At 72.1% G+C, this 18,583-nt stretch carries 22 protein-coding genes and 3 pseudogenes; 15 read left to right on the top strand and 10 right to left on the bottom strand.

Going from position 1 to position 18,583, the window contains the following annotated elements; all coding sequences use genetic code 11:
- A pseudogene (locus GA0115242_RS35610) lies at positions 1–233 on the bottom strand (bifunctional 3'-5' exonuclease/DNA polymerase); the annotation flags it as partial.
- A gap of 175 nt (positions 234–408) precedes the next feature.
- Complete coding sequence (locus GA0115242_RS35615) at positions 409–1,149, bottom strand: Clp protease N-terminal domain-containing protein (RefSeq protein ID WP_093835795.1); 741 nt, start codon at positions 1,147–1,149, stop codon at positions 409–411.
- Between the two features lie 104 nt (positions 1,150–1,253).
- Here GA0115242_RS35615 and GA0115242_RS35620 point away from each other — a divergent pair, with 104 nt between their 5' ends.
- Entirely contained in the window at positions 1,254–2,375 is a 1,122-nt protein-coding gene (locus tag GA0115242_RS35620; protein WP_093835796.1) for a DUF2786 domain-containing protein, read from the top strand.
- A gap of 64 nt (positions 2,376–2,439) precedes the next feature.
- On the opposite strand, the gene GA0115242_RS35625 is transcribed toward GA0115242_RS35620, so the two are convergent.
- From GA0115242_RS35625 to rpmB, 4 genes are all read right to left on the bottom strand, one after another.
- Positions 2,440–2,976 carry a DUF4232 domain-containing protein gene (locus GA0115242_RS35625; RefSeq protein ID WP_093835797.1) on the bottom strand — a complete coding sequence of 179 codons (537 nt, stop codon included), beginning with the start codon at positions 2,974–2,976 and terminating at the stop codon, positions 2,440–2,442.
- Between the two features lie 299 nt (positions 2,977–3,275).
- Positions 3,276–3,758, bottom strand: a complete 483-nt coding sequence (locus tag GA0115242_RS35630) for a hypothetical protein (RefSeq protein WP_311638842.1) — start codon at positions 3,756–3,758, stop codon at positions 3,276–3,278.
- A 538-nt stretch (positions 3,759–4,296) separates the two neighbouring features.
- A complete protein-coding gene (rpsN, locus tag GA0115242_RS35635) occupies positions 4,297–4,602 on the bottom strand; it encodes a 30S ribosomal protein S14 (RefSeq protein WP_093835798.1) in 306 nt (101 codons plus the stop codon).
- Complete coding sequence (rpmB, locus tag GA0115242_RS35640; protein ID WP_093835799.1) at positions 4,602–4,838, bottom strand: 50S ribosomal protein L28; 237 nt, start codon at positions 4,836–4,838, stop codon at positions 4,602–4,604. The genes rpsN and rpmB overlap by 1 nt, the downstream gene beginning before the upstream one ends.
- A 62-nt stretch (positions 4,839–4,900) precedes the next feature.
- Between rpmB and rpmG the strand changes: the two genes are divergently transcribed.
- The 5 genes from rpmG (at position 4,901) to GA0115242_RS35665 (ending at position 7,248) form a co-directional block, all read left to right on the top strand.
- Positions 4,901–5,065, top strand: coding sequence for a 50S ribosomal protein L33 (gene rpmG / locus GA0115242_RS35645; protein ID WP_093835800.1), 165 nt, complete (start codon positions 4,901–4,903; stop codon positions 5,063–5,065).
- Between the two features lie 9 nt (positions 5,066–5,074).
- Entirely contained in the window at positions 5,075–5,329 is a 255-nt protein-coding gene (locus tag GA0115242_RS35650) for a type B 50S ribosomal protein L31 (protein WP_093835801.1), read from the top strand.
- On the top strand, positions 5,326–6,453 hold the full coding sequence (locus GA0115242_RS35655) for a CobW family GTP-binding protein (protein ID WP_093835802.1): 1,128 nt from the start codon (positions 5,326–5,328) through the stop codon (positions 6,451–6,453). The genes GA0115242_RS35650 and GA0115242_RS35655 overlap by 4 nt, the downstream gene beginning before the upstream one ends.
- On the top strand, positions 6,453–6,689 hold the full coding sequence (rpsR, locus tag GA0115242_RS35660; protein ID WP_093835803.1) for a 30S ribosomal protein S18: 237 nt from the start codon (positions 6,453–6,455) through the stop codon (positions 6,687–6,689). Before GA0115242_RS35655 ends, rpsR begins: the two co-directional genes overlap by 1 nt.
- Before the next feature lie 286 nt (positions 6,690–6,975).
- The gene (locus tag GA0115242_RS35665) at positions 6,976–7,248 is read left to right on the top strand and encodes a DUF397 domain-containing protein (RefSeq protein ID WP_093835804.1); all 273 of its coding nucleotides are present in this window, start codon (positions 6,976–6,978) and stop codon (positions 7,246–7,248) included.
- Between the two features lie 81 nt (positions 7,249–7,329).
- Here GA0115242_RS35665 and GA0115242_RS35670 read toward each other — a convergent pair whose 3' ends face one another.
- Entirely contained in the window at positions 7,330–7,845 is a 516-nt protein-coding gene (locus GA0115242_RS35670; RefSeq protein WP_093835805.1) for an ATP-binding protein, read from the bottom strand.
- Between the two features lie 332 nt (positions 7,846–8,177).
- Here GA0115242_RS35670 and GA0115242_RS35675 point away from each other — a divergent pair, with 332 nt between their 5' ends.
- The 7 genes and pseudogenes from GA0115242_RS35675 to GA0115242_RS42645 all read left to right on the top strand — a co-directional run.
- A complete protein-coding gene (locus GA0115242_RS35675) occupies positions 8,178–9,002 on the top strand; it encodes a helix-turn-helix domain-containing protein (RefSeq protein ID WP_093835831.1) in 825 nt (274 codons plus the stop codon).
- A gap of 80 nt (positions 9,003–9,082) precedes the next feature.
- A complete protein-coding gene (locus GA0115242_RS35680) occupies positions 9,083–10,543 on the top strand; it encodes an aldehyde dehydrogenase family protein (protein WP_093835806.1) in 1,461 nt (486 codons plus the stop codon).
- A gap of 121 nt (positions 10,544–10,664) precedes the next feature.
- Entirely contained in the window at positions 10,665–11,213 is a 549-nt protein-coding gene (locus tag GA0115242_RS35685) for a DinB family protein (protein WP_093835807.1), read from the top strand.
- 25 nt (positions 11,214–11,238) lie between these two features.
- On the top strand, positions 11,239–11,826 hold the full coding sequence (locus GA0115242_RS35690; RefSeq protein WP_093835808.1) for a PadR family transcriptional regulator: 588 nt from the start codon (positions 11,239–11,241) through the stop codon (positions 11,824–11,826).
- Positions 11,827–11,877: 51 nt separating this feature from the next.
- Positions 11,878–12,720: a helix-turn-helix domain-containing protein gene (locus GA0115242_RS35695; protein ID WP_093835809.1), complete on the top strand. Its 843-nt coding sequence runs from the start codon at positions 11,878–11,880 to the stop codon at positions 12,718–12,720.
- Positions 12,702–12,938: pseudogene (locus GA0115242_RS42640) on the top strand (DUF397 domain-containing protein); the annotation flags it as partial. The gene GA0115242_RS35695 and the pseudogene GA0115242_RS42640, both read left to right, overlap by 19 nt.
- Before the next feature lie 33 nt (positions 12,939–12,971).
- Positions 12,972–13,142, top strand: a pseudogene (locus tag GA0115242_RS42645) (DUF397 domain-containing protein); the annotation flags it as partial.
- 3 nt (positions 13,143–13,145) lie between these two features.
- Here the strand turns inward: GA0115242_RS42645 and GA0115242_RS35705 are convergent.
- Both GA0115242_RS35705 and GA0115242_RS35710 read right to left on the bottom strand, forming a co-directional pair.
- Positions 13,146–14,555 (bottom strand): glutamate decarboxylase, encoded by a 1,410-nt coding sequence (locus GA0115242_RS35705; RefSeq protein WP_093835810.1) that lies wholly within the window; start codon positions 14,553–14,555, stop codon positions 13,146–13,148.
- A gap of 18 nt (positions 14,556–14,573) precedes the next feature.
- Positions 14,574–15,851 carry an ion channel protein gene (locus GA0115242_RS35710; protein ID WP_093835811.1) on the bottom strand — a complete coding sequence of 426 codons (1,278 nt, stop codon included), beginning with the start codon at positions 15,849–15,851 and terminating at the stop codon, positions 14,574–14,576.
- A 122-nt stretch (positions 15,852–15,973) separates the two neighbouring features.
- Here GA0115242_RS35710 and GA0115242_RS35715 point away from each other — a divergent pair, with 122 nt between their 5' ends.
- Together GA0115242_RS35715 and GA0115242_RS35720 are read left to right on the top strand one after the other, a co-directional pair.
- Positions 15,974–16,735 (top strand): MerR family transcriptional regulator, encoded by a 762-nt coding sequence (locus GA0115242_RS35715; RefSeq protein WP_093835812.1) that lies wholly within the window; start codon positions 15,974–15,976, stop codon positions 16,733–16,735.
- Positions 16,736–16,952: 217 nt separating this feature from the next.
- The gene (locus GA0115242_RS35720; RefSeq protein WP_093835813.1) at positions 16,953–17,882 is read left to right on the top strand and encodes a DedA family protein; all 930 of its coding nucleotides are present in this window, start codon (positions 16,953–16,955) and stop codon (positions 17,880–17,882) included.
- 19 nt (positions 17,883–17,901) lie between these two features.
- Here GA0115242_RS35720 and GA0115242_RS35725 read toward each other — a convergent pair whose 3' ends face one another.
- Complete coding sequence (locus GA0115242_RS35725) at positions 17,902–18,522, bottom strand: TetR/AcrR family transcriptional regulator (protein ID WP_093835814.1); 621 nt, start codon at positions 18,520–18,522, stop codon at positions 17,902–17,904.
- Positions 18,523–18,583 lie beyond the last annotated feature (61 nt).

Below are 18,583 nucleotides of genomic sequence, written 5' to 3' on the forward strand. Positions count from 1 at the left end.
CTCGGCGTCCTCGACGTCGTAGCAGCGCTCCACGCGCACCCCGCGGCGAGCAGCCGCGGATAGACCTCGGCGGTGGACCGCCACACCCAGCGGCCGACCCCGGGCCGCTCCCGCACGGCCGCCGCGAGGTCGGGCTCCCGCCGGACCGGCCCCGAGGGCAGCCCGTCCCGGCCGAGGGGGACGACCTCCGCGCCACCGCCCTCGGCCGGTGCGAGTGCCCACCTCTCGGCCATGCCCCGAGTCTCGCAGCCCCCACTGACAACGCCCCCGAGCCACCACGACACGTGAGCGGCCACGACACCCGAGCGACCAGGACGCCCGAGCGGCCACGACGCCCTCGCCCCCGGGCAGCGACCTCGCCCCCGTGCCCCGCCCTGGGCGGAGATCCCGTCCCCGCGCCCGCGCCCTCTACTTCTCCTCGTCCCGCTGACGGGACTTGAGGTAGGCGGCGAGCAGGTCGACGATCCTGGACTCGACCGGCTCCTTGGTGACGCCGAGATCGGCGAGGACGCCCTGTCCGTGCTCGAACTCCAGCAGGGCCAGCAGGACGTGCTCGGTGCCGACGTAGTTGTGGCCCATCCGCAGGGCCTCGCGGAAGGTGAGTTCGAGCGCCTTCTTGGCGTCGGAGCTGTAGGGGATCAGCGCCGGGACGCTCTCCGCCGCGGGCGGCAGCGCGGCGGTGGCCGCGGCGCGCAGCGCGTCCAGGGAGACGCCCTGGTCGACGAGCACGCGCGCGGCGATCGCCTCCGGCTGCGACTCCAGGCCGAGCACCAGGTGCACGGGCTGGACCTCCGCGTTGCCCGCCGCCTTGGCCGCGGTGTGGGCCGCCGCCACCACGCTGCGGGCGCGCGGGGTGTAGCGGCTGAAGCCCTGGTTGGGGTCGAGGTCGGTGGACTCCTTGGGCACGAACCGCTTCTGCGCGGCCTGCCGGGTGACGCCCATGCTCCGGCCGATGTCGGTCCAGGAGGCGCCGGATCGCCGCGCCTGGTCCACGAAGTGGCCGATCAGATGGTCGGCCACCTCGTCCAGGTGGTCGGCCGCGATCACCGCGTCCTCCAGCTGGTCGAGCGGCTCGGCGTGCACCTTCTTGATGGCTTCGATGAGGTCGTCGAGACGTACCGAGGACGCCCCGTTCGGATTCGTCGTCATGTGTCAACCGTAGGTTGACAGAGGGAGGGTGTCAACCTCGCGTTGACATCTGGGAGGAGGGCGGTGGGCGCGGCGCTGTCAGTGCCCCGTGTCACGATCGGAGGGTGAGCAGCACGCCCAGCGGCGGCGCGACCGTCGACCGCGCCTTCGAAGCCGCCCTCTACGCCGACGCGGGCCCCGCCCTGGACACGGGCGCCTCCGTGCTGGCCGCCGACCCCGCGGCCGACGCGGAACTGGCGCGCAGGGGGCGGGAGTTCCTGGCGGCGCTCTGGCGGCGCGGCTGGCAGCCCGCCGACGTCGAGCGGATCGTCCGGCGCGATCTGGACGACGTCCATGTCCGGCTGGCCGCGCGGCTGATCCGGGACCAGGCGCCGGACGACCGTGCCCGCGGCCCGCGTTGGCAGGCGCAGACGCGGGCGCTGCCCGACGGACCGCCGCCCCGCACCGACCGCTTCTCGCACGCGACCGCCGTCCTGGAGCTGTACCGCCTGCTGCTGCGCCTGCCGGGGCTCGAACCCCTGGAGGACGAGCGCCCGGCCGCCGGACCGCCGCGTCCCGCGTCCCGGATGCTCACCCGCATCCGGGCGCTGCTGGTGAAGGCCGAGGCGACGGGGTTCCCCGAGGAGGCGGAGGCGCTGACCGCGAAGGCGCAGGAGCTGATGGCCCGGCACAGCGTCGACGAGGCGCTGCTCGCCTCCCACGCGCCCGCGCCGGACGCCCCCGGGGCCTGCCGGATCGGCGTCGAGCCGCCCTACGAGCAGGCCAAGGCGGTGCTGCTGGACGCGGTGGCGGGCGCCAACCACTGCCGGGCCGTGTGGAACGAGGCGTTCGGATTCTCCACGGTCGTCGGGTTCGAGGCCGATCTGGAGGTCGTGGAGCTGCTGTTCACGTCGCTGCTGGTGCAGGCGACGACGGCGATGACGAAGGCGGAGGCGGCGCAGCGCGCGGGCGGACGCAGGCGGACCAAGACGTTCCGGCAGTCGTTCCTGGCCGCCTACGCGCACCGGGTGGGCGCCCGGTTGACGAAGGCCGCCGAGACGCAGGTCGGCGAGGACCTGCTCCCGGTGCTCGCCTCGCGCGAGGTGGCGGTCGGCACGGCGGCGGACCGGATGTTCCCGCGGACGACCAGCACCCGGCTGCGCGGGGTGACGGACGAGGCGGGCTGGACGGAGGGAGCCGAGGCGGCGGACCACGCCCAGGTCGCCCACCGCCCCCGCCTGTCCTGACCGGCGGGCCGCCTTCGCGCGGACCACCTCGCGTGCCCCGTCCGGCGGTGGTGGTCGGCGGCGGTCAGTCGCCGGCCTGCTGGAACGGCGTCACCGAGGCGTCCGGCGTGCTCGCCCCGCCCTTGAGCGCGACGTCGCCGTAGGACCAGGGGAAGCTGTGCCGCGCGGTGGCGCCGGGCAGCGAGAACTCCCCGGTCCGCACCGCCAGGCTCTTGTCGCCGCCCGTCGCCCCGCGCACGTAGGTGAGGGTGAAGGAGGCGGTGGCGTCCTTGGCGAGCGTCACCTTCTGGGCGGTGGCCGCCTTGTCCTCGGGCACGTCCGCGGTGGTGCCGCTCGCCTTCAGGCGGACGGCGGGGAAGCCGGTGACCGTGCACTCGGCGCCGTGGTTGGTGATCGTCACGGTGACGTTGCCGGTGTCACCGGCCTTCGGCGCGGCGCCGGCGTCGACCTGGACGCCGACGCCGGTCAGCGCGCAGGCGCCGCCCGCCTCGTTCTTGGCGTCGTCGTCCGAGCCGCCGGAGCCGCCGGAGCCGCCGGAGCCGCAGGCGGTGAGCAGGAGCGTCGCGGCGAGGGCGGCGACGGTGAGGCGGGTGGCGCGCATGAGGGTTCCTTGCGTGGTGCGGGGAGGGACGGGTGCTCGTGTCCATGGATCATCACGCACGAACCCGTGAGCCGGTTGCCACCCCGGAGAAACCCCGGGAAGTCCCTCCGGCACGCGCCCCGCACCCGCCCACGCGCGCCCCTCCCGGACCCCGGAAGCGAGCCCCGGGCCCGAGCCCTGTGTCCCGAGCCCCGGGCCCGAGTCCTGTGTCCCGAGCCCCGGGCCCCGGGCCCGAGCCCTGTGTCCCGAGCCCCGGGCCCCGGGCCCGAGCCCTGTGTCCCGACCGCGCAGGTCCCGCCCTACTGCCCCAGCCCCGCCGTCGGCAGGCCGCTCGGCAGCCTGCCGCCCTCGGCGCGGGTGTACGTCTCCGTGCCGCGCTCGCCCGACCAGGTCACCTTCAGCGCCGACCCGTCGACCGATTCGACCGTCCCGGACGCCCGCGAGGTGTCGTCCTTCGTGCAGGTCAGGCGGATCGTCCGGGTGCCCGAATCCTCGCCCGCGGTCCCGCTGCACACGGTTCCGCCGGTGACGAACAGCCCGGCCTGCGTGCCGGTGATCACCAGGGCCACGGCCTTGCCGTCGGCGGTGGCGAGCCAGCTTCCCTGGAGCCCGTCGGAGGCGGTGCCCGTGCCACCGCCGGTCCCCGCGGACCCGGATCCGGACCCGGACGCCGACGAGGTCGCGGCCGGACTCGACGCGGAACCGGAGGCTCCGCCGTCCCCGCCGTCGTCACCGCCGCCGCACGAGGTCAGCGCGAGCGCGCCCACGAGGCCGAAGCCCACCAGCCCCGCCCGGCGCCGCGCCCGCCCCGACCGCCCGAGCGGCGACCGCTCGGGCCACGGCCCTGCGTGCCACGACCGCCGTGCGGCCGCGTCCTCCCGCCGAGCCGTGCCCGTCGCATCCGAATTCGCCCACGTCACCGGAAGCCCCCAAAAAAGCCGTAGCGGGTTGGCCTGAACACGCCCGCAGCAAGCTACCAGGCACCCCCCTCGGCCACCTTGGTCGTCGGCGGCGCGACCAGAACAGCAGCCGACGCCCGCCGACGCCCAACCGCCAACGGCCGCCCGACAACCGACGCGCGCCCGCCAACCGGCAACGGTCAACGGCCCGACACACGCCCGCCGACCGACAACCGCCGACCGACAACCGCCGACGCCCCGACGCACGCCCGGCAACGAAGCCGAGGCCCCTCCGTGGAGAGACCCCCGGCCGACCCCTCCGCGGAGACGCCCCCGCCCCGGACGCCCCCGCCCCGGACGATGCCCCGTCAGCGGGACGGCGCCCGCACCGGGACGGCGCCCGTCACCAAGACGGCGTCCGTCACCAGGACGACTTGCGTACCCCCGGCAGGAACCCCGCGTGGGCCTGGCCCCGCAGGGAGACGCGGGACAGGCCGAACCGCCGGAAGTAGCCGCGCGGGCGCCCGTCCACCTGGTCGCGGTTGCGCACCCGGGTCGCGCTCGCGTCCCGCGGCTGGCGGCCCAACTCCCGCTGCGCGGACAGCCGTTCCGCCTCCGAGGACGACGGCCTGCGGATGATCTCCTTCAGCTCGGCCCGCCGCTCGGCGTACCGGGCGACGATCTCCTGGCGCCGCTCGTTCTTCGCGATCTTGCTCTTCTTCGCCATCAGACCCGCACCCCCCGGGCGCGGATGCGGGCCACGGCCGCCTCGACGCCGATCGTGTCGACGGTCTTGATCCCGCGCGCGCTCAGCCGCAGCCGGACGTACCGGTTCTCTCCGGCCAGCCAGTACCGCTTGGACTGGATGTTGGGGTCGAAACGGCGGGACGTGCGCCGGTGGGAGTGCGAGATCCGGTTGCCGAAGCCGGGCTTCGCTCCGGTCAGCATGCAGTGCGCGGACATGGGTGACGTACCTCTCCGGAAGTCTTGTCGCTAATGGATGTCATTTTCAGTAAGGTACCAGCATGGCACGCAACGAACTCCGTCCGGTCATCAAGCTGCGGTCCACCGCGGGGACCGGCTTCACCTATGTGACCCGCAAGAACCGCCGCAACGACCCCGACCGGATGGTCCTGCGCAAGTACGACCCGGTCGCCGGTCGGCACGTCGACTTCCGAGAGGAGCGCTGAACCCCCGCCATGCGCAAGGACATCCATCCGCCCTACGGTCCCGTCGTCTTCCGTGACCGGGCCGCGGGCCACGCCTTCCTCACCCGCTCGACGATGACGTCGGGGAAGACGGTCGTCTGGGAGGACGGCGAGACCTACCCGGTGGTCGACGTCGAGATCTCGAACGTGAGCCACCCCTTCTACACCGGCACCGCCCGGGTCCTGGACACGGCCGGTCGCGTCGAGCGCTTCGAGCGCAGGTACGGCAAGCGGGGCGGGGCGTGAGCCTCTCCGTGGCGATCGTCGGCGGCCTGCACGCCGACGCCCGCCGCGCCACGGTCGCCGCCCTCCTCGCCGAGGTGCCCGGCAGCGTCGTCCTCCACCACGACCTGGCGACGGCGGCGGCGGGCACCGTCGTGCGCACGGTCAGGGACGCCGAGGGCATCGTCACGGCGGGGGAGGCGCCCCTGGTCAACGACTGCGCCTGCTGCGCCCTGCGCGAGGACCTGGTCCCGGAGCTGCGGCGGCTCGCCGAGGCGGGGCTGACCCGGCTGGCCGTGGTCGAGCTGTGGGACTCGGTCGAGCCCAAGGCGATGGCGGAGGTGGTCGCGGCCGGCGGTCTCACCGTCACCTCGGTGATCACCGCCGTCGACCCGGCCCTCGTGCTGCCGTACCTGGGCAACGGGGACGACCTCGCCGAGCGGGGTCTGGCCGCCGCCGCGACCGATCAGCGCACGGTCGCCGACACCTTCGCCCGGCAGCTCGAGTACGCCCCGGTGCTCGCGGTCGTCGACTCCCCGGAGGCGGACGACGAGGACCGCGAGCTGCTGGCCCAACTGCACCCCACCGCACGGCAGGTGCCCCTGGGCGGTCCCTGGCTGGCGCTCGCCGCGCTGGCCGGTTTCGACGTCGAGTCGGCCGCCGCGGCCCAGCACCCGGCGTGCGCGCTGCTGCCCGCCGAGGCCGACGCGCACGGGGTCGCCACCTTCGTCTGGCACCGGCGGCGGCCGTTCCACCCGGAGCGCCTGTACGCCGCCCTGGAGGACCTGACCTGCGCGGCGGCCCGCAGCCGGGGCCGGTTCTGGCTCGCCGACAAGCCGGACGCGCTGCTGCACTGGGACGCGGCGGGCGGGGCCCTGTGCGTGGAGAGCGCGGGGCCGTGGCTGGCCTCCCTGCCCGACGCGGCCTGGGAGATGGTGCCCCCGGTGCGCCGGGCCGCCGCCGCGATGGACTGGCACGCCGAGCACGGCGACTGCTGCCAGCACCTGGTGTTCACGTCCCCTGGGCTCGACCGCGACGGGCTCGAACACCTGCTGGAGTCCTGCCTGCTGACCGACACCGAGTACGCCGCGGGGCGGGACGCCTGGCGCCGCCTCTCGTCCGACTTCGACACCCTTCTGGAGATCTGATGCCCCGCAGGAGCGACCCGAACAGGCCCGTCAAGAACCGGCCCAACCCGCTGCACCAGGCCCGCGTCGAGTACATCGACTACAAGGACACCGACCTGCTGCGGAAGTTCCTCTCCGACCGGGGCAAGATCCGCAGCCGCCGCGTCACCCGGGTCACCGCCCGGCAGCAGCGGCTGCTGGCCCGCGCGATCAAGAACGCCCGGGAGATGGCGCTGCTGCCCTGTGCGAGCCGGTGACGGGGCGGCGCGGGGCGCGGTCCGCCGTCCGGTGTCCGGCGGGCCGAACTTTTCCGGCGTCCCGGCCGTGCACCTGAGTGACTACGTTGTCCAGCATGTTCGGGCAGGTCGGGGGCAGACGCGGAACCAGCTCCGGTAAAGGGAGCGTCAAAGCTGTAACCGTGGGACCACTACGCGTGCACGTGCATCTGCTCACGCATCTGCACATGAACAGAGTTATGATCCGGGTCAGTTGACCACTGCATCAATGGCCACACCAGCCAGTTGCACCACCGGGGAGCTACCTGTGGACCACGACGTGTACGACCTGTACGACGTTCAAGGCGCGTCCGGCGTGTACAACGGCATGGCCGCCGCCGAACTGCCCGTGGCCTGGCAGAAGAGCAGGCACAGCAACTCGCAGGGATCGTGCGTGGAGTTCGCCCGGCTGCCCGGCGGTGAGGTCGCCGTGCGCAACTCCCGCTTCCCCGACGGCCCCGCGCTCGTCTACACGCGCGCGGAGATCGAGGCGATGCTGCTGGGCGTCAAGGACGGCGAGTTCGACCACCTGGTCGGCTGACCGCCCTCCCGGCGGGCCCCGTGGCCCGGGGGAGGGCGGTGACGCGCGTAGACATCGGCCCCGGTCAGGCGGTCGCGCCGCTCAGTCGGCGCGGGCCTGAGCCGTCATCGGCAGCCGGAAGAGGGCCCAGACCACCTTGCCGCCGAGCGAGCCGGCCAGCGGGTGCCAGCCCCAGCCGTCGCTGAACGAGTCGACCAGGAACAGCCCGCGCCCCGACTCCGCGGAGAAGTCGTCCTCCGCGTCCCGGGTCACCGGGGTCTCCCGGCTGGGGTCGCGGACCGCGCAGACCAGCCGCTCGGCCCAGCGCAGCAGGTGCAGCCGCACGGGCGGGCAGTGGTCGGAGCGCGCGGGGGCGGCCGAGGGCAGCGCGTGCCGCAGGGCGTTGGTCACCAACTCCGAGACGACCAGGCAGACATCGTCGGTCCGTTCGCCCGTGCCCCACCCGTCCAGTGTCGTGCGCGTGAACCCCCGTGCCTCGCCCACGGCTTCGTAATGAGCGGGAAGGGCGCAGGTGGCGGCGTCGGACACGGCCGCGGGATCGAGCGGCGGAAGGCCCTGCCGTAACGGCTGGAGCATGGTCGATCCATTCGTCCCCATGCGAGGCACTCCCGGAAATTCGCGGTCGTTGCGATACAGCGGTTGCGCGGGACCATGGTTTCGGATGCGTACAGCAGATGCAAGGGCAGATGCACGTGCACGTGACCGAAATGAACCCTCCCGTACCGCTTCCAGGCTATTTTTTCCGCCAACTTTTCGTCCGACCCTTGCCAACTCTCCTTGAAACCTGCGCGGAATCTTGGTTCCTTTTCCGTATCTGTAATCGGACGAGTACTGCTCGAAGTGTTTTAGTGGCAGACTGCGGCCCCTGGAAACGGTTGGGGAGGCGGGCGAACGTGAGCGCGGGAGAGCCAGGATCGGTGGTGCGGCGCATGCTGCTCGGCTCGCAACTCAGGCGGCTGCGTGAGGCCCGGGGCATCACGCGCGAGGCGGCGGGCTACTCGATCCGCGCCTCCGAATCGAAGATCAGCCGGATGGAGTTGGGCCGGGTGAGCTTCAAGACCCGTGACGTCGAGGACCTGTTGACGCTGTACGGGATCACCGACGAGGCCGAGCGCACCTCGCTGCTCGCCCTCGCCCGGGAGGCCAACGTCGCGGGCTGGTGGCACAGTTACTCCGACGTCCTGCCGAGCTGGTTCCCCACCTATGTGGGCCTGGAGGGCGCGGCCTCGCTGATCCGCGTCTACGAGGTGCAGTTCGTGCACGGCCTGCTGCAGACCGAGGAGTACGCCCGCGCGGTGGTCCGGCGCGGGATGCGCGGCGAGAGCGCGGCCGACATCGAGAAGCGGGTGGCGCTGCGCCTGGAGCGGCAGAAGTACCTGCTCTCGGAGAACGCCCCCGAATTCCACATCGTCCTGGACGAGGCCGCCCTGCGCCGCCCCTACGGGGACCGCGAGGTGATGCGCGGCCAGCTCCAGCACCTGATCGATGTCTCCGAGCGCCCCAACATCCGGCTCCAGGTCATGCCGTTCGGCTTCGGCGGGCACTCCGGGGAGAGCGGCGCGTTCACGCTGCTGTCCTTCCCCGAGTCGGACCTCTCGGACGTCGTCTACCTGGAGCAGCTCTCCAGCGCGCTGTACCTCGACAAGGCCGAGGACGTGGCCCAGTACGAGAGCGCGCTGAAGGAGCTGCAGCAGGACAGCCCGGGGCCGGACGAGAGCCGCGATCTTCTCCGCGGACTCCTCCAACTCTCCTGAACCACCCGTACGATGACATGTGATCAGACCGTGACGCAGATCGACAGATCTCGTGTGTCTGCTAGTGATTGAGGGATCACATGTCGCCGTACTTCTCCGAACTGGCACAGCAGTACATCGACGGCGCATGGCGCCAGGGCACCGGCTCCTGGGACATCATCGACTTCAACCCGTACGACGGTGAGAAGCTCGCCTCGATCACGATAGCCACGGTCGACGAGGTCGACGAGGCGTACCGGTCGGCCGCCGCCGCGCAGCGCGCCTGGGCCGCCACCAACGCCTACGCGCGTCGCGCCGTCTTCGAGAAGGCGCTGCGGCTGGTCGAGGAGCGCGAGCGGGAGATCACCGACGTGATCATCGCCGAGCTGGGCGGCACACGGGTGAAGGCCGGGTTCGAGATCCACCTCGCCAAGGAGTTCCTGCGCGAGTCGATCCACCTGGCGCTGCGGCCCGAGGGCAGGATCCTGCCCTCGCCGATCGACGGCAAGGAGAACCGCGTCTACCGCGAGCCGGTCGGCGTCGTGGGCGTGATCAGCCCCTTCAACTTCCCCTTCCTGCTCTCCCTCAAGTCGGTCGCCCCCGCCCTCGCGCTCGGCAACGGCGTGGTCCTCAAGCCGCACCAGAACACCCCGATCGCGGGCGGTTCGCTGGTCGCCAAGATCTTCGAGGACGCGGGGCTGCCCGGCGGCCTGCTGAACGTCGTGATCACCGACATCGCGGAGATCGGCGACGCCTTCATCGAGCACCCGGTCCCCAAGGTCATCTCCTTCACCGGCTCCGACACGGTCGGCCGGCACGTCGCGACCGTCTGCGCGGCCCGGTTCAAGCGGACCGTGCTCGAACTCGGCGGCAACAGCGCGATCGTCGTCCTGGACGACGCCGACCTCGACTACGCGGTCGACGCCGCGGTCTTCAGCCGGTACGTGCACCAGGGCCAGGTCTGCATGGCCGCGAACCGCGTCCTGGTGGACCGGTCGGTCGCCGACGCGTTCACCGAGAAGTTCGTCGCCAAGGTGCGCACCCTCAAGGTCGGCGATCCGCGCGATCCGCAGACCGTCATCGGCCCGGTCATCAACTCCTCGCAGGCGGAGGCCCTCTCCGCCGTCGTCGAGCAGGCCGTCGAGCAGGGCGCCACCGCGCTGGTGCGCGGCACGACCACCGACAACCTGGTCGAGCCGTCCGTCCTCACCGGCCTTCCCGCGGACTCCCCGCTGCTGCGCCAGGAGGTCTTCGGACCGATCGCCTTCCTCATCACCTTCGACGGCGAGGAGGAGGCGGTCCGCCTCGTCAACGACACCCCCTACGGGCTGAGCGGCGCCGTCCACACCGGGGACGTCGAGCGCGGGGTCGCCTTCGCCAGGCGCATCGACACCGGCATGTTCCACGTCAACGACGGCACCGTGCACGACGAGCCGCTGGTGCCGTTCGGCGGGGAGAAGAGTTCCGGCGTCGGCCGCCTCAACGGCGAGACGACCGCGGACGCCTTCACCACGCTGAAGTGGATCTCGGTGCAGCACGGCCGCAGCGGCTTCCCCTTCTAGCCGCCGGAGTCCTCTTCCCCGCCACGGGCCGATGAGGTCAGGATCCGTCCTCATCGGCCCGTACGGTCGTCGGTGTCGGGCGGCGCGAGCCGGTCCGGAGCACCGAGGAGAGGCGGCGGTCATGGTCACCCACGTAGCAGCGGAGGCACCCGGGGACGAGCGCGGGGCCCTGCTCTCCTTCATCGAGGAGCAGCGCGGCGGCGTCCGGCGGGCCCTGCTCGGCCTGACCGACGACCAGGCGGCGGCCCGCCCGAGCGCGAGCGAGCTGACGCTCGGCGGGCTGCTCAAGCACGTCGTCGAGGTCGAGCAGAGCTGGCTGGCGCGCGCCAAGGGCGAACCGCCCGCCGTGCGCCGCGACGAGTCGAACTGGCACGAGACGTTCGTCCTCGTCGACGGCGAGAGCGTCGCCTCGCAGCTCGCGCTCTGGAAGGAGGTCGCGGCCGCGACCGAGGAGCACGTCCGGTCGGTGCCGAGCCTCGACGACACGTTCCCGCTGCCCGCCGAGCCCTGGTTCCCGCCGGACGGCCGGGTCTCGGTGCGCTGGCTCTGCCTCCACCTGATCCGCGAGACGGCCCGGCACGCGGGCCACGCCGACATCATCCGCGAGTCGCTCGACGGGAGGACCGCGTTCGAGCTGGTCGCGCTGGAGCGGGGTGCGGAGTGGGGGTGATCTCCCCGGGTCCTACGCTGGCCCCATGTCAGCGATCCGTCTCCTGGTGCTCGGCGCGGTCCGCCAGCACGGGCGGGCCCACGGCTACCAGGTCAGGGGGGACCTGGAGTACTGGGGCGCGCACGAGTGGTCCCGGGCCAAGCCGGGGTCGATCTACCACGCGCTGAAGCACCTGGCCGGGCAGGGCCTGCTGCTCGCGCACGAGACCGCCCCCTCGACGGCGGGCGGTCCGCCCCGCACCGAGTACGAGATCACCGCCGCGGGCACCGAGGAGTACCGGCGGCTGCTGCGGGACGCGCTCGCCGCCTACGACCAGGGCGCCGACGTCACCACGGCGGCGCTCGGCTTCCTCGTGGACCTCCCGCGCGCGGACGCGGTGGCGCTGCTCACGGAGCGGCTGCGGCGGATCGGGGAGTGGCGCACCGCCGTCACCGAGCGGTACATCGGCGACCACACGCCCGAACAGCTCGGCCACATCGGCGAGATCATGAACCGCTGGCTCCACACGGCGGACGCCGACGCGGTGTGGACCCGGGGCCTGATCGGCCGGATCGAGGGCGGGGCATACACGTTCGAGGGAGAGGGCAAGCCTTTCCGGGGCGTTCTCGACTGACCGTCATTACTCTCTGTCGCGTAAATCGGGCCCACGGAGGAGTGCGATGCGATGCCACAGAGAAGGGTGATCACGGGACGGAGCCAGGAGCCGCGACACCGGTACGCCGAAGAGGTGCGGTTGCTCCGCACCGAACGGGGCCTGACTCTCAAGAAGTTGTCGGAAGTAGTGGGTTGGGACCCGTCGCTTTTCGGCAAGTTGGAGAGCGGGGCGACGATGGGTAGCCCCGAGGTCGCGCAGGCTCTCGATCATTACTACGGGACACCGGGGCTGTTGCTGGCCTTGTGGGAACTGGCAATTGGTGATCCCACCCAGTTCAAGGAGCAGTATCGGCGGTACATGATTCTGGAGAGCGAAGCCACCTGCTTGTGGCACTTCGGGGTGAGCATTCTGCCCGGCTTGCTCCAGACGGATGCCTATGCGCGCGAGGTTCTCAGCCTGGGTGGCTATCGCGGCAAGGAGCTGGACCAGCAGGTCGAAGCGCGCACTGGACGAAAGGAGTTGCTGAAGGGGGACGACGCGCCTCCGTTCCGCGCGCTCATGGCCGAGGCGGTGCTGCGCACGCCGTTGCGTGACGCCGAAGCGTGGCGGGAGCAGTTGACGTACCTCGCCGAGATCGCGGAGAAGCCGGGCATTGTGCTCCAGGTGCTGCCGCACAGTTCCGGTCTGAATGGTCTGGTGGGCACCGCGGTGATGTTCCTGCGGCTGACGGATGGCATTACGGTGGCGTACACGGAGAACGCACATCGAGGCGAACTGATCGAAGAACAAACGTCAGTTGTGCGGTTGCACCGTGCGTACGATGCCATGCGTGACCTGGCGTTGAAGCCGCCTGAGTCGCGGTCGTTCATCCTGCGGCTGTTGGAGGAAGTACCGTGCGAGCCATCGACCTGAACAATGTGACGTGGCGCAAGAGCAGCTACAGCAATCCGGACGGCGGCGAGTGCCTCGAAGTCTCCGATGACTTGCTGACAGGCGCTCACTGGCGCAAGAGCAGCTACAGCAATCCGGACGGCGGCCAGTGCCTCGAAGTCTCCGACGACTTCCTGATTGGCGCTGCCTGGCGCAAGAGCAGTCACAGCAATCCGGACGGCGGCAACTGCCTCGAAGTCTCCGACGACTTTCTGACCGGCGCCGCCTGGCGCAAGAGCAGCCACAGCAACTCAGACGGCGGCCAGTGCCTGGAGTTCGCCGACAACCTCTCCGTCGTCCCCGTCCGGGACAGCAAGGACCCCGCCCGCACCCCCCTCGTCTTCGGGGCCGGGGCCTGGTCCTTGTTCGCCGACGCCGTCGCGCGGGGCGGCCTCGGCCGCTGAACCCTAGTGGTGGAAGCCGGTGGCCGCGTCCTTGTCCCGCGTCAACGGATGCGGCTGCCTGCGCAGTTCGGGCAGCAGACGGCTCAGGTCCTCGATGAACAGATCGGCGAGGTCCTGCGAGAAGCCGTTGCGGCACACCACCCGCACCACCGACAGGTCCTCCCGGTTCGGCGGGAACGTGTAGGCGGGAACGAGCCAGCCGTTCTCCCGCAGCCGCCGGGCGACGTCGAACACGTCGTAGGAGGTCACCCCGTCGGCCGTGGTGAAGGCGAAGACGGGCAGTTCGTCGCCGCGGGTCAGGAGCCGGAAGTCGCCCAGGTCCTCGACGCGCCCGGCGAGTGAGCGCGCCACGTCCCGGGTGGACTGCTGGACCGCGCGGAACCCCTCGCGGCCCAGCCGCAGCAGCGTGTAGTACTGCGCGACGACCTGCGCGCCGGGGCGCGAGAAGTTCAGCGCGAACGTCGGCATGTCGCCGCCGAGGTAGTTGACGCGGAAGACCAGCTCCTCCGGGAGCGCGTCCTTGTCGCGCCACAGCGCCCAGCCGACGCCCGGGTAGACCAGGCCGTACTTGTGGCCCGAGGTGTTGACGGACGCCACCCGGGGGAGACGGAAGTCCCAGACCAGGTCGGGGTCGAGGAACGGCGCGATCATCGCGCCCGAGGCGCCGTCGACGTGGACGGGGACGTCCAGTCCGGTGCGCTCCTGGAGGGCGTCGAGGGCCGCGCACAGATCGGCGATCGGCTCGTAGGAGCCGTCGAAGGTGGAGCCGAGGATGCCCACGACCCCGATGGTGTTCTCGTCGCAGAGGTCGGCCGCGGCCCGCGGGTCCAGGTGGTAGCGGTCGCCCTCCATGGGCACCGTGCGGGCCTCCACCTCCCAGAAGTTGCAGAACTTCTCCCAGCAGACCTGCACGTTGACGCCCATGACCAGGTTGGGCCGCACGTCGTGGGCCGGGTAGCGGTCGGCGTTGCGCTGCGCCCAGCGCCGCTTCATGGCCAGCCCGGCGAGCATGCACGCCTCGCTCGAACCGGTCGTGGAACAGCCCACCGCGGCGGCCGGGTCCGGCGCGTTCCACAGGTCGGCGAGCATCGACACGCAGCGCCGCTCCAGCTCGGCGGTGCGCGGGTACTCGTCCTTGTCGATCATGTTCTTGTCGCGGCACTCCGCCATCAGCACCCCGGCCTGCGGCTCCATCCAGGTGGTGACGAAGGTGGCCAGGTTGAGCCGCGAGTTGCCGTCCAGCATCAGCTCGTCGTGGACGAGCTGGTACGCCGTCGACGGGGGCATCGGGTCGTCGGGGAGCCGGTGCTTGGGCGGGGCGTCGGTCATCCCGGCGACCGGGTTCGCCTCCCCGAAGAACGGGTTCACGGAGAGCGGTTTCGTGTCCTGCGCGGAGCCCTCGTGGAGCGCCATGGGTGTTCCCTCCTCGGATCAGGTGACCGGACTTCCGTCGTCGTGGAGCTGCATCTGGGGCCTGCCCGTGACCAGCAGCCAGGCGGGCAGCGAGGCGAAGCAGAGCAGGGCGAGGATCGCCGGGGAGTCGACCAGCACGGCCGCCGTGAAGAGGCTCACCCAGCCCTGCCGGGTGACGGCCAGGAGCATGCCCAGCACCCCGGCGGCGACACCGACCGACAGGTCCACCCCGGGCACCAGCGCGTGCGCGGCCATCCCGAGGGCGACGCCGATGAAGACCGAGGGGAAGATCCGGCCGCCCCGGAAGCCGCAGGACGCGGCGACCACCAGCGCCGCCAGCTTCACCACCGCCATGGTCAGGAACTGGCCGAACGTCCAGCCGTCCGGGTCGCGGGCCAGCGTGCCGATCTCCGAGAGCCCCTTGAAGAGCGTCAGATGGCCGCCCAGGGCCGCCAGCAGGCCGAGCACCAGGCCACCGGCGGGCAGCGCGAGCATCGGGTGCGGCAGCCGCCGGAAGAGGGCGTGCGCGTACGGGAAGGCGGCCACCCCGAGCATGCCGAGGAGCGCCGCAAGCGAGGCGACCACCAGCGCGGAGAGCAGATCGGCCCAGCCGGGCCTGGCCAGACCGGGCAGCCCCAGGTCGAAGGTGGGGTGCGCGACCAGCGAGGTGGTCAGCGCGCCCGCCGCCGCCGCGGCCAGCGGCGCGAACAGGTTGCTCCACAGCGGCCCCGCCGTCCGCCGCCCGGCCAGCGCCTCCGAGATCACCAGGGCCGCCGCCACCGGCGTCCCGAACAGCGCGCCGATCGTCGCCGACTCCGCCAGCACCGGCCACAGCGCCCCCGGCACCCGCGGCAGGAACCGCGAGCCCAGCCAGAACGCCAGCCCCACGTTGACCGCGATGATCGGGTTCTCCGGGCCCAGGCTCGGGCCGCCCGCCAGCATCAGCGCCACCGCGAGCAGCAGGCCGGGCAGTACCGTGGGCGGCAGCACGGGCGCGTCCAGGCCCAGGGTGGCCGGATCGGGGCCCGCGTGACCGGGCACCTTCCACACCACGAGGCCCACGGCGACACCGGTCGCGGTGAGCATCACCAGCATCCACAGCACCGAGTACCGGCCCACGCCGAGCGCGTCCGGCAGGTTCTTCCACAGCACGCCCTGGAGCAGCTCGGCGGCCTCGCTCACCCCCACGAAGAGCAGGCTCGCGACGACGCCCACCACGAGCGCGGGCAGGAGCGACGCGGAGAGCGCCCGCGCGGAGGGCGCGGACGCCCGCGGCGGCGCGGTGTCGGAGGCCACGCGCTCACCCTAAGCGGACATGTACGGCACAACATCCCGAACGGGGCGTCCGGGCCAGGGCTTGCACCTCACGCGGCGTGAGGGACCACCGTGGAGCCCGTACCGAGAAAGGAGCGGACGAAGTGAGCTACTCCGTGGGACAGGTCGCGGGCTTCGCCGGCGTCACCGTGCGCACCCTGCACCACTACGACGCCATCGGCCTGCTCGCCCCGAGCGAGCGCAACCACGCGGGGCACCGCCGCTACGGCGACGGCGACCTCGACCGGCTGCAGCGCGTCCTGTTCTACCGGGAGCTGGGCTTCCCGCTCGACGAGGTCGCCGTCCTGCTGGACGACCCGGACGCGGACCCGCGCAGCCATCTGCGCAGGCAGCACGAGCTGCTGACCGCCCGGATCGAACGGCTCCACGCGATGGCGGCGGCCGTCGAACACGCCATGGAGGCACACACGATGGGCATCAGCCTGACCCCCGAGGAGCGGTTCGAGGTCTTCGGCGACCACGACCCCGAGCGGTACGCCGAGGAGACCGAGCGGCGCTGGGGCGACACCGAGGCGTACGCGGAGTCGCAGCGCCGGGCCGCCCGCTACACCAAGGAGGACTGGGCCCGCGTCCAGGCCGAGACCGACGACTGGACCGCCCGCTACGCGGCCCTCCTGGACGCGGGGGAGCCGTCCACCGGGGCCGCCGCCATGGACCTCGCCGAGGAGCACCGGGCGCACCTGGTCCGCTGGTTCTACGCTTGCTCGCCCGCCATGCACCGCTGCCTGGGGGAGATGTACGTCGCCGACGAGCGGTTCACCGCCCACTACGACGCCGTCCGGCCCGGTCTCGCCCGGCACCTGAGCGAGGCGATCGCCGCCAACGCGGCCCGCGCCGGGGCCTGACCCGCCCACCTGTCCCCGGCCCGGGGCCGCTCCCGGGCCGGGGCCGCGGCCGTCCTCCGCGCGCACGGGGCGCCCCCGGGTCACAGGCCGCTGCCAGGGGCCGCACAGCGCATCCCGCGGCCACCGGTGGAACCTGGGGCGGACACATTCCGTTGATAGCGTTGTGCGGCCTCACCTGGACGCCGTATCCGCCCCCATCCCCCTGGAGCCCGGAACCGTGACGACGCTTGCCCTCGGCCCGAGCTGGCTCGATCCGAACTACCTCCTGGACACGTTCGGCATCTGGGGCCTGCTCCTCATCGTCTTCGCGGAGTCGGGCCTGCTCATCGGGTTCTTCCTGCCGGGTGACTCGCTGCTGTTCACGGCGGGCCTGCTGATCACCTCCAACCAGCTGAACTTCCCGCTCTGGGCCGCCATCGCGCTGATCTGCCTCGCCGCGATCCTCGGCGACCAGGCGGGCTACATGTTCGGCAAGAAGGTCGGCCCCTCCCTCTTCAGCCGCCCCGACTCCCGCCTCTTCAAGCAGGAGAACGTGGCCAAGGCCCACGAGTTCTTCGAGAAGTACGGCCCGAAGTCCCTGGTCCTGGCCCGCTTCGTGCCGATCGTGCGCACCTTCACGCCGATCGTCGCGGGCGTCAGCGGCATGAAGTACCGCTCGTTCCTCATCTTCAACGTGATCGGCGGCGTCCTGTGGGGCGCGGGCGTCACCCTGCTCGGCTCGTGGCTCGGCCAGATCGACTTCGTGAAGAAGAACATCGAGGCGATCCTGATCCTGATCGTCCTGGTCTCGGTCGTCCCGATCGTCATCGAGTTCCTGCGGGCCCGCTCGAAGAACAAGAAGGCCGGGGCCGAGGCCCCGCAGCAGCAGTACCCGCAGCCCCCGGCGTACCAGCAGGCCCCGCCGATGGACGACGCCACGACCCAGCTGCGCCGCATCCCCCCGGCCGAGCACCAGCAGCCGTACTACCAGGGCCACCACCAGCAGCCGCAGGCCCAGCCGCACCCGCAGCACCAGGCGCCCCAGCCGCAGCAGCCGTACGACCCGAACCAGGACTACTACGCCCCGCAGCAGTACCCGCAGCAGCAGTACCCGCCGCAGCAGCCGAACCAGCAGCAGTACCCGTACAACAACAACGGCGGCTACTAGGACGCGCCCCCGGCGGCCGTCAGGCCGGGGGCGGCGGCGCGCTCATCGCCGCCGTCAGGAACGCGACCGCCCACCGCCGGGCCGCCGCCCCCTGCTCGGGGGAGGCGCAGCCCGGCACGGACTGCTGGTGCACCTCCAGGCGGTCGACGGCCGTCACGGCGACGATCCCCCGCATCCGGAACGCCAGTTCCCCGGGGGAGACGCCGGGCAGCGCCCGCGCGAAGGCCGCGAAGAACTCCTCACGGACCGCCTCCTCGGCCGGTCCGGTCCAGCCCCGCGCCTCCTCGGCCGGGTCGCTGAGGATCGTCATGATCAGCCGGGACGTGCGGGCGCCGCCCGCCGACATCCCGTCGAACAGCGGCCCCGCGAACGCCTCCACCAGTTCTCCGACCGACGGCCGTGAGGTCCGCGCGAGCAGCGCGTCGAGCCCGGCCCGCTGCGCCGCGTTGATGGGCTCCACCACCCGCCGGACCACCGCGGTCATCAGCTCCGCCTTGGAACCGAAGTGGTAGCCGACGGCGGCCAGGTTCGCCCCGGCCAGCGTGGTGATCGCGCGGACCGAGGTGCCCCGGTACCCGTGCTCGGCGAAGAGGCGCTCGGCCGCGTCGAGGATCTGGGTCCGGGTGTCTGGGGTCGCCACGCGAGGGACTATACATATGCTTGAATGAAACGAACGTTTGACTTAATCGATCGGCGAATGA

Origin of the sequence: Streptomyces sp. SolWspMP-5a-2 (assembly GCF_900091845.1) — a bacterium.
GTDB lineage: Bacteria > Actinomycetota > Actinomycetes > Streptomycetales > Streptomycetaceae > Streptomyces > Streptomyces doudnae.